Raw genomic sequence first — 8529 nt, 5'->3', positions numbered from 1 at the left:
ATTGGCAGAATTCCTATCGGGCAGGACGAGGGGCCCCGCCAACGGGCGGGGAGAACAAGGGACTCGCGGCCAACGGGCCGCTCCGGCGCTCCGGCGTCAGCCGGAGCGGGGCCCAAGGGCCGCGCCCCGCGGGAGCCTTCGGTCCCGGCCCGGAAGGACGGGACCTTCCCACGCTCAGGCGAGCGCGGCCGTCGGATCCGAGGCCGCGCGCACGAAGTCGGAGATGAGACGCGGACTCTTCAGCCCCGGCGCGCTCTCGACGCCGGAGGAGACATCGACCTGGTCGGCGCCGGTCAGGCGGACCGCCTCGGCGACGTTGGCGGAGGTAAGGCCGCCCGCCAGCATCCAGGGCACCGGCCAGCGGCGCCCCTGGATCAGCCGCCAGTCGAAGGCGACGCCGTTGCCGCCCGGGACCGCCGCGCCCGCCAGCGGCCGCGCATCGATCAGCAGCATGTCGACGACGGAGGCGTAGTCATCGACCACCGCCAGATCCTCCTCGGCGGCGATCCCTACCGCCTTCATCACCGGCAGGCCGAAGCGCTGGCGAATAGTGGCGACCCGCTCGGGCGTCTCGTGGCCATGAAGCTGCAGCATGTCGAACCGGACCACCTCGAGTATCGCCTCGAAATCGGCATCCTCGGCATCGACGGTCAGCGCGACGCGGATCAGATGCTCCGGCATCGCCTGCGTGACCCAGCGCGCATCGGCGAGCGTCAGGTGGCGCGGCGATCGCGGGAAAAACACCAGCCCGCCGTAGAACGCACCGCTCGCCACCGCGGCGGCCGCGTCGGCTCGCGATCGCAAACCGCAGATCTTGACCCGCACCGTCCCGGGCTCAGTTGCCGAGCAGTGCCAGAACGTCGTCGTCGGCCTTGCCGGTCGACTTGCGCAACCGGTCGACCTCGCGGCCGAGATGCGCCGCCTCCTTCGACTTCTGCGAGGCGCGGCGTCGATGCTTGTGCTCGCGCAGCCATTCAAGCAGGTAGCCGATGACCATGCCGACCACGATCGACAGCAGGCTGACAAGAAACAGCGGCATCTCGATCGAGAGCTTCAGCACGCTATCCATGCCAACCGGCAACAGATTCAGTGTGACGATCTCGCGGTTCGCCAGCGACAGGATCACGATCCCGACGAGGATGAGGCAGAGAAGGAGAATCTTGATGGTCCGCATGACGGCTCCCGTATTACGCCCGCGCGGCCATCCTAGCCGTCGTTCAGACGGTCGCGCAACAGCTTGCCGGTCTTGAAGAACGGCACATGCTTCTCGTCCACCACCACCGCGTCGCCGGTGCGCGGATTGCGCCCCTGCCGCGCGTCGCGCTTCTTCACTGAAAAGGCACCGAATCCGCGCAGCTCGACCCGGTTTCCGGCGGCCATGGCCTCGATGATTTCGTCGAAGATGGTGCTGACGATGCGCTCGACGTCGCGCTGAAACAGGTGCGGATTTTCCTCGGCGATCTTCTGAATGAGCTCGGATTTGATCATGCTCGCCACCTGGATCCACTCGACCGTCGCGAGGAAATTTTTCTCGCGCGTTGCCAATGGCGGCATACTGGCAGGATTCACCGCATGAGGGAATAGAGCTTCGGGCCGATCCGGGTCGATATTTCTCCAAGAATCCCGCCGCTTGACCCCGAAAGGCCGAGGAGTCCACCGAGGAACGTCTCTTCGCTTTCCTGTTCCCAATCGGCGGTCGGCAGGTCGGTCAGCGTGGCGTCGCGCGATTCGAGCCAGGCGATCGCCTCGGGCTCTCCGCCGATCTCGTCGATGAGCCCGCGGTCGAGCGCCACGCGCCCGGTGAAGACCGCGCCGGTCGCCACCGCGTCGAGTCGCGCGCCTTCGAGGCCGCGGCGCTCGCCCACGAGGCCGCGGAACCAGCCGTAGCTCTCGTCGATCATCGCCTGGTCGAGCGCCCGCGCCGCCGGATTGGTCGGCCGGAACGGCGAGGGTTCCGCCTTCAGCTCGGAGGAGCGCACGGTCTCGATACCGATGCCCAGGCGGGCCATGAGGTCAGTGAAGTCGGGATATTCGAGGATGACGCCGATCGAGCCGGTCGCACTGTTGCCGCGCGCGACGATATGGTCGGCGCCGATCGCCGCGATATAGCCGCCCGAAGCCGCGACCTCGCCGAGAACCGCGACCACCGGCTTCTTCGCCGCGACCGCGCGCAGCGACGCGAACAGCGCCTCGGAGCCCGCCGTTGAGCCGCCCGGCGAATTGATGCGCAGGAGCAGAGCTTTCACATTGTCGCTGTCGGCGATGTCCGCCAGCAGAGCGTCGCGGCCGGGATCATCGATGATGACGCCCGAGATCTCGAACCGGGCGACCTGGTCGGTGGCCCGCCCGATCTCGTCCCGCCACGCGATGGCGGCGACGAGGAGACCGAGCGCCGAGGCGACGAAGAAGCCGCGCCAGAAAGCCGAACGGCGCCATTTGCGGCGCCGTTCCTCGTAGAAGTCGCGTTCGAGAACGTCCAAGCTCAGGCGTCGTCGCGGCGACGAAGGGCGGCGCCGAGAATGTCGCCGAGCGAGGCACCGGAGTCGGACGAGCCGTACTGTTCAACCGCTTCCTTCTCTTCGGCGATTTCGCGCGCCTTGATCGACAGGTTGAGCTTGCGCGCCGCCTTGTCGATGTTGGTGATGCGCGCATCGACCTTGTCGCCCTTGGTGAAGCGTTCCGGCCGCTGCTCGGAGCGGTCGCGGCTGAGGTCGGACCGGCGGATGAAGGATTTCATCCCGTCGTATTCGACCTCGATGCCGCCGTCCTCGATCGCCGTGACATTCACCGTCACCACGTCGCCGCGCTTCACGCCCGACGTCGCTTCGGTGAAGGGATCGCCGCCGAGCGCCTTGATCGAGAGCGAGATCCGCTCCTTGTCCACGTCCACGTCGGTAACCACGGCCTTGACCATGTCGCCCTTGTGGAAATCCTGCATCGCCTCCTCGCCCGACCGGTTCCAGTCGAGGTCGGAGAGATGCACCATCCCGTCAATATCGCCGTCGAGACCGATGAACAGGCCGAATTCGGTGATGTTCTTGATCTCGCCTTCGACCTCGGTGCCGTTCGGATGCGAACGGGCGAAGTTTTCCCACGGATTGCCCTGGGTCTGCTTCAGGCCGAGCGAGACGCGGCGCTTGGCGCTGTCGATCTCGAGCACCAGCACCTCGACCTCCTGGGAGGTGGAGACGATCTTGCCGGGATGCACGTTCTTCTTGGTCCAGGACATTTCGGAGACATGGACCAGCCCCTCGACCCCCGGCTCCAGCTCCACGAAGGCGCCGTAGTCGGTGATGTTGGTGACGCGGCCGGTGTGCTTCGAGCCGATCGGGAACTTCGCCTCGACCGAATCCCACGGATCGGCCAGCAGCTGCTTCATGCCGAGGCTGATGCGCTGGGTGTCCTTGTTGATCTTGATCACCTGGACCTTGACGGTCTCGCCGATGTTCAGGATCTCGGACGGGTGGTTGACGCGGCGCCAGGCCATGTCGGTGACATGCAGCAGACCATCGACGCCACCGAGATCGACGAAGGCGCCGTATTCGGTGATGTTCTTCACGACGCCGTCGACCACTTCGCCTTCGGTCAGCTTGGCGACGATCTCGGCGCGCTGCTCGGCGCGGGATTCTTCCAGAACGGCGCGGCGCGACACGACGATATTGCCGCGGCGACGGTCCATCTTCAGGATCTGGAACGGCTGGTTCATGTGCATCAGCGGGCCGGCGTCGCGCACCGGGCGCACATCGACCTGGGAGCCGGGCAGGAACGCCACGGCGCCGCCGAGATCGACGGTGAAGCCACCCTTGACGCGACCGAAGATCTGGCCCTCGACGCGCTCTTCCTTGGCGGCGGCCTTCTCCAGGCGGTCCCAGGCCTCTTCGCGGCGGGCCTTCTCGCGGGAGAGGACGGCCTCGCCCTTGGCGTTCTCGACGCGGTCGAGATAGACCTCGACGGTGTCGCCGACCTTGATCTCGGGATTCTTGCCGGGAGCGGCGAATTCCTTCAGATCGACACGGCCTTCCATCTTGTAGCCGATGTCGATGATGGCCTGTCCGGCCTCGATGGCGAGGACGATGCCCTTGACGACCGAACCCTCGTCGGGGGTCTCCAGTTCGAAGCTCTCGTTGAGCAGGGCTTCGAAATCTTCCATTGTCGCAGCGAATGCCGACATTCAGGTCTCCAGTGTGGTGTTTTCTGGCCAGGCGGTTGAGTCCACCGGTCTTTCAGGAATGTATCGCGGCGCTCAACAGCAAAACGCGGCCGGGGTCAAGCCCCCGCGCGCTTGAATCGGCTGGCGACGAAGGCGACCGCCTCGGCGATCGCCGCTTCGATGGTCAGATCGGTCGTGTCGAGAAGGCACGCGTCCCGCGCCGCGCGCATCGGCGCGACGTCGCGCGACGCGTCCCGCGCATCGCGCGCGCGGAGGTCGGCGAGCACCTGGTCGAGCGATCCGCCGAGTTCCGCGTGCCGGCGCCGGGCGCGCGCCTCGTCGGAGGCGGTGACATAGAGCTTCGCCTCGGCCTTCGGGCAGATCACCGTGCCGATGTCGCGGCCATCGAGCACCGCGCCGCCCGGCCGGCGGGCGAAGCGCTTCTGGAAATCGAGCAGCCCCGCCCGCACCTCGGGCAGCGCCGCGACGCGCGACGCGGCCTGACCGGCGCGCGCGGTGCGAAGGTCCGGCGTCTCCAGATCCTCGGGATCGAGGCGGCGCGCGAGTTCCGCCGCCCAATGCGGATCGATGACGCCCCGACCGTCGTTCAGCGCCCGCATGCCCACCGCGCGATAGAGCAGCCCGGTATCGAGATGGGAAAAGCCGAAGGTCTGGGCCACGGCGCGGCCGATGGTGCCCTTGCCGGAGGCGGCGGGACCGTCGATCGCCACGGTGAACTGCGCGTTGAATTCCGCGGGCGGCTTCGCCATCAGGCCCCGGCCCGCGCCAGCGGCGCGTCGGCGCCTTCGTGGATCTCGGCGCCGAGGCCGCGCATCAGCGCGACGAAGCCGGGGAAGCTGGTGGCGATCGGCGCGCCGTCGTCGATGGTGACCGGCTTTCTCGTCGCAAGGCCGAGGCAGAGGAAAGCCATCGCGATCCGGTGGTCGAGCCGCGTGCCAACCGTGGCGCCCCCTTCGACCCCGCCGGGGCCGCGGCCGTGGACGATCAGGAAATCCGGCCCCTCCTCGATCGCCACGCCGCAGGCCTCGAGCCCGCGGGCCATGGCATCGATCCGGTCGGATTCCTTGACCCGCAGTTCCTTGACGCCGCGCATCACCGTCGGCCCTTCGGCCGTGGCGGCCAGCGCGGCGAGCACCGGATATTCGTCGATCATCGAGGCGGCGCGAGCCGGCGGCACCTCGATGCCGCGCAGCGGCCCGAACCGCACGCGCAGGTCGGCGGCGGTCTCGCCTCCCTCATCCCGGCGGTCGAGAAAGGTGATATCCGCGCCCATTTCGATCAGCGTGTCATAGAGGCCGGCGCGGGTCGGATTGAGCCCGATCCCCGGTACCAGCACGTCCGACCCCTCGACCAGGAGCGCCGCCACGACCGGAAAGGCAGCGGAACTCGGGTCGCGCGGCACGGCGATCGCCTGGGGCCGCAGCTCGGGCTGGCCGGTCAGGGTGATGACGCGCCCCTCCGACGTGACCTCGGTCGTGACCGCGGCGCCGAAACCGGCGAGCATCCGCTCGGTATGGTCGCGCGTCGGCTCGCGCTCGATCACCACGGTCTCGCCCGGCGCGTTGAGGCCGGCGAGCAGCACGGCGGATTTGACCTGTGCCGACGGCATCGGCGTCGCATAACGCACCGGCGCCGGATTGGCCGCGCCGCGCAGCGCCAGCGGCAGTCGCCCGCCACGCCGGCCATGCGCCGCGGCGCCGAACAGTGCCAGCGGCTCGGTTACCCGCCCCATCGGGCGCGAGCGCAGGCTGGCGTCTCCGGTGAACACCACCGTCAGATCGCTGGTCGCCATCGCGCCCATGATGAGCCGCGCGCCGGTGCCGGAATTGCCGCAGTCGATCACATCCGCCGGCTCCTGGAAGCCGCCGACGCCAACGCCGTCCACCGCCCAGTCCCCGGGCCCCAGCCGCTCGACCCGCGCCCCGAAGGCGCGCATCGCCGCGCCGGTGTCGAGCACGTCCTGACCTTCCAGCAGGCCGGTTATCCGGGTCTCGCCCACCGACAGCGCGCCGAGGATCAGCGCGCGGTGCGAGATCGACTTGTCGCCCGGCACGTCGGCCACGCCACGCAGCGGGCCGATGGCCCGCGACCGCATCGGAATCGCCTCGCCGTGCCCCGCCATGCTTCGTCTCCTCGCGCCGCTCGCCGGTCTCTTACGCGCTCGCCGCCCGCCGGTCCACAGGGCCGCTCGGAGAGCGTCTGAAAACCCGGCCGGTCGGGCCGGCGAGGGATTTTCGTGATCCCGGCGTGGATAATCTCCGCGCCGGGGCGCGACAAGGACCCGTCGGACCGGCTGGCGGCGTTTTCGGACAGTCTCTCAGCGCCGGACGAAGATGAGATAGTTCGGGCGCCGTCCCGCGGTCAGCGCCTTCGCCTCGTAGCGCGTGCGGTGCCAGCCCGGCCAGGGCGCATCGATCGGCGCCGCGCCGCGTTCGAACGCCGGCACCTCGGCGACCGAGGCCAGCGAATGCTCGACATAGTCGGCGATATCGGTGGCGAGCCGCAGCTCGGCGCCGGGCGCCATCACCCGCGCCAGCGCCGTCAGGTTTTCGGGGCTGGTGAACCGCCGGTCGCGATGCCGCGCCTTGGGCCAGGGGTCGGGATAGAGGAGATAGACCCGCCCGAGCGCCCCGTCCGGCAGAAGATCGACGAGATCCCGGGCATCGCCGACATGAAGCCGCACATTGCCGACCGCCCCGCCCAGCTCGATCTGGCGCAGGGCCATGGCGACGCCGTTGACGAACGGCTCGCAGCCGAGAAGGCCGATGTCCGGATGCGCGGCGGCGGTGGCGGCGAGATGCTCGCCGCCGCCGAAGCCGATCTCGAGCCAGATCTCGCGCGCGCCCGGAAAGAGCGCCGCGGGATCGACCGCGCCGCCGGGGGTGACGCCGGGCACCGCGAGCCGCGGCAGCAGTTCCTCCAGATGCCGGCGCTGGGTCGGGCGCAACGCCTTGCCGTGCCGACGTCCGTAGAAGTTTCGGCGCGGCTGGGCCGCGCCGGTCAGTGTCTCGATCATCTCTCTTCGGCGCGACGAGTCAGACCGCGGCCTTCAGCTTGTCCGCGAGATCGAGCCGCTCCCAGGAGAAGCCGCCGTCCGCGTCCGTCGCCCGGCCGAAATGGCCATAGGCCGAGGTCCGCTGATAGATCGGCTTGTTGAGGCCGAGATGGGTGCGGATGCCGCGCGGGGTCAGGTCGATCGCGCCGGCCACCGCCTTTTCGATCGCGGCCTCCGACACCAGGCCCGAGCCGAAGGTATCGGCATAGATCGACAGCGGACGCGCGACGCCGATCGCATAGCTGAGCTGGATCACGCAGCGCTTGGCAAGGCCGGCGGCGACCACGTTCTTCGCCAGATAGCGCGCGGCATAGGCGGCCGAACGGTCGACCTTGGTCGGGTCCTTGCCCGAGAAAGCGCCGCCGCCATGCGGGGCCGCGCCGCCATAGGTGTCGACGATGATCTTGCGCCCGGTCAGGCCCGCGTCGCCGTCCGGTCCGCCGATGACGAACTTGCCGGTCGGGTTCACGTGCCAGGCGGTCGCCTCGGTCAGCCAGCCTTCGGGCAGCACGGCGCGGATGTGCGGCTCGACCATGGCCCGCACGTCGGCGGAACTCATGTCCTCGTCGAGATGCTGGGTCGAGAGCACCAGGCTCGACACCTCGACGGGCTCGCCGTTCTCGTAGCGGATCGAAAGCTGGGACTTGGCATCCGGGCCGAGCCGCGGCTCCTCGCCGCTCTTGCGCACCTCGGCGAGGCGGCGCAGGATCGCATGGGCGTAGTGGATCGGCGCGGGCATCAGCTCCGGCGTCTCGGCCACCGCGTAGCCGAACATGATCCCCTGGTCGCCGGCGCCCTCTTCCTTGTTCTCGCCGGCGTCGACGCCCTGGGCGATATGCTCGGACTGGCCATGGATATAGTTCTGGACGTTGAGCGTCGCCCAGTGAAAGCCCTTCTGCTCGTAGCCGATGTCCTTCACGCAGTCGCGCACGATGTCCTCGACGCGGGCGAGCACGGCGCCCGGGCCGCGAACCTCGCCGCCGACGACCACGCGGTCGGTGGTGGCGAAAGTCTCGCAGCCGACCCGCGCCTCCGGATCCTCGGTCAGAAAGGCGTCCAGCACGGCGTCGGAGATCCGGTCGCAAACCTTGTCCGGATGACCTTCCGAAACGGACTCGGATGCGAAGATATAGTCGGAACGGTTACTCATGCGATCACCCGTGTGAAAAAGACCCGGGCCGTGGTACGCACGCGGGGAAGCGAGGTCAATGACCGATCGCCCGCCACGCGGCCGCCCGCCGCCCCCTCCTAGGATCTGTGGACACTTACCGTATCCAGAGTACGATAGCGGCGATGGTGACGA

General features: G+C 68.8%; 9 protein-coding genes. All 9 read right to left on the bottom strand.

Translation table 11 applies throughout. The features are described from left to right. Positions 1-174 precede the first annotated feature (174 nt). Positions 175-825, bottom strand: a complete 651-nt coding sequence (locus Q0480_RS17895; RefSeq protein ID WP_299135048.1) for a phosphoribosylanthranilate isomerase — start codon at positions 823-825, stop codon at positions 175-177. A gap of 10 nt (positions 826-835) precedes the next feature. Further along, a complete protein-coding gene (locus Q0480_RS17890) occupies positions 836-1174 on the bottom strand; it encodes a LapA family protein (protein ID WP_299135046.1) in 339 nt (112 codons plus the stop codon). A 32-nt stretch (positions 1175-1206) separates the two neighbouring features. Then, on the bottom strand, positions 1207-1488 hold the full coding sequence (gene ihfB, locus Q0480_RS17885) for an integration host factor subunit beta (protein WP_299135051.1): 282 nt from the start codon (positions 1486-1488) through the stop codon (positions 1207-1209). 77 nt (positions 1489-1565) lie between these two features. Continuing rightward, the gene (gene sppA / locus Q0480_RS17880; RefSeq protein ID WP_299135044.1) at positions 1566-2480 is read right to left on the bottom strand and encodes a signal peptide peptidase SppA; all 915 of its coding nucleotides are present in this window, start codon (positions 2478-2480) and stop codon (positions 1566-1568) included. Between the two features lie 2 nt (positions 2481-2482). After that, entirely contained in the window at positions 2483-4150 is a 1668-nt protein-coding gene (gene rpsA, locus Q0480_RS17875) for a 30S ribosomal protein S1 (RefSeq protein ID WP_299135050.1), read from the bottom strand. Between the two features lie 116 nt (positions 4151-4266). Further along, positions 4267-4920 (bottom strand): (d)CMP kinase, encoded by a 654-nt coding sequence (gene cmk / locus Q0480_RS17870; protein ID WP_299135043.1) that lies wholly within the window; start codon positions 4918-4920, stop codon positions 4267-4269. Continuing rightward, positions 4920-6293 carry a 3-phosphoshikimate 1-carboxyvinyltransferase gene (gene aroA / locus Q0480_RS17865; protein ID WP_299135042.1) on the bottom strand — a complete coding sequence of 458 codons (1374 nt, stop codon included), beginning with the start codon at positions 6291-6293 and terminating at the stop codon, positions 4920-4922. Before aroA ends, cmk begins: the two co-directional genes overlap by 1 nt. 195 nt (positions 6294-6488) lie before the next feature. Further along, positions 6489-7187: a tRNA (guanosine(46)-N(7))-methyltransferase TrmB gene (locus Q0480_RS17860; RefSeq protein WP_299135041.1), complete on the bottom strand. Its 699-nt coding sequence runs from the start codon at positions 7185-7187 to the stop codon at positions 6489-6491. Between the two features lie 19 nt (positions 7188-7206). Then, positions 7207-8376: a methionine adenosyltransferase gene (gene metK / locus Q0480_RS17855; protein ID WP_299135040.1), complete on the bottom strand. Its 1170-nt coding sequence runs from the start codon at positions 8374-8376 to the stop codon at positions 7207-7209. Positions 8377-8529 lie beyond the last annotated feature (153 nt).

The sequence above is a fragment of the uncultured Amaricoccus sp. genome (genome assembly GCF_937891315.1).
GTDB lineage: Bacteria > Pseudomonadota > Alphaproteobacteria > Rhodobacterales > Rhodobacteraceae > Amaricoccus.
Note: the sequence above shows the minus strand (reverse complement) of the source record. Positions and strands in the feature narration are given on the sequence as shown.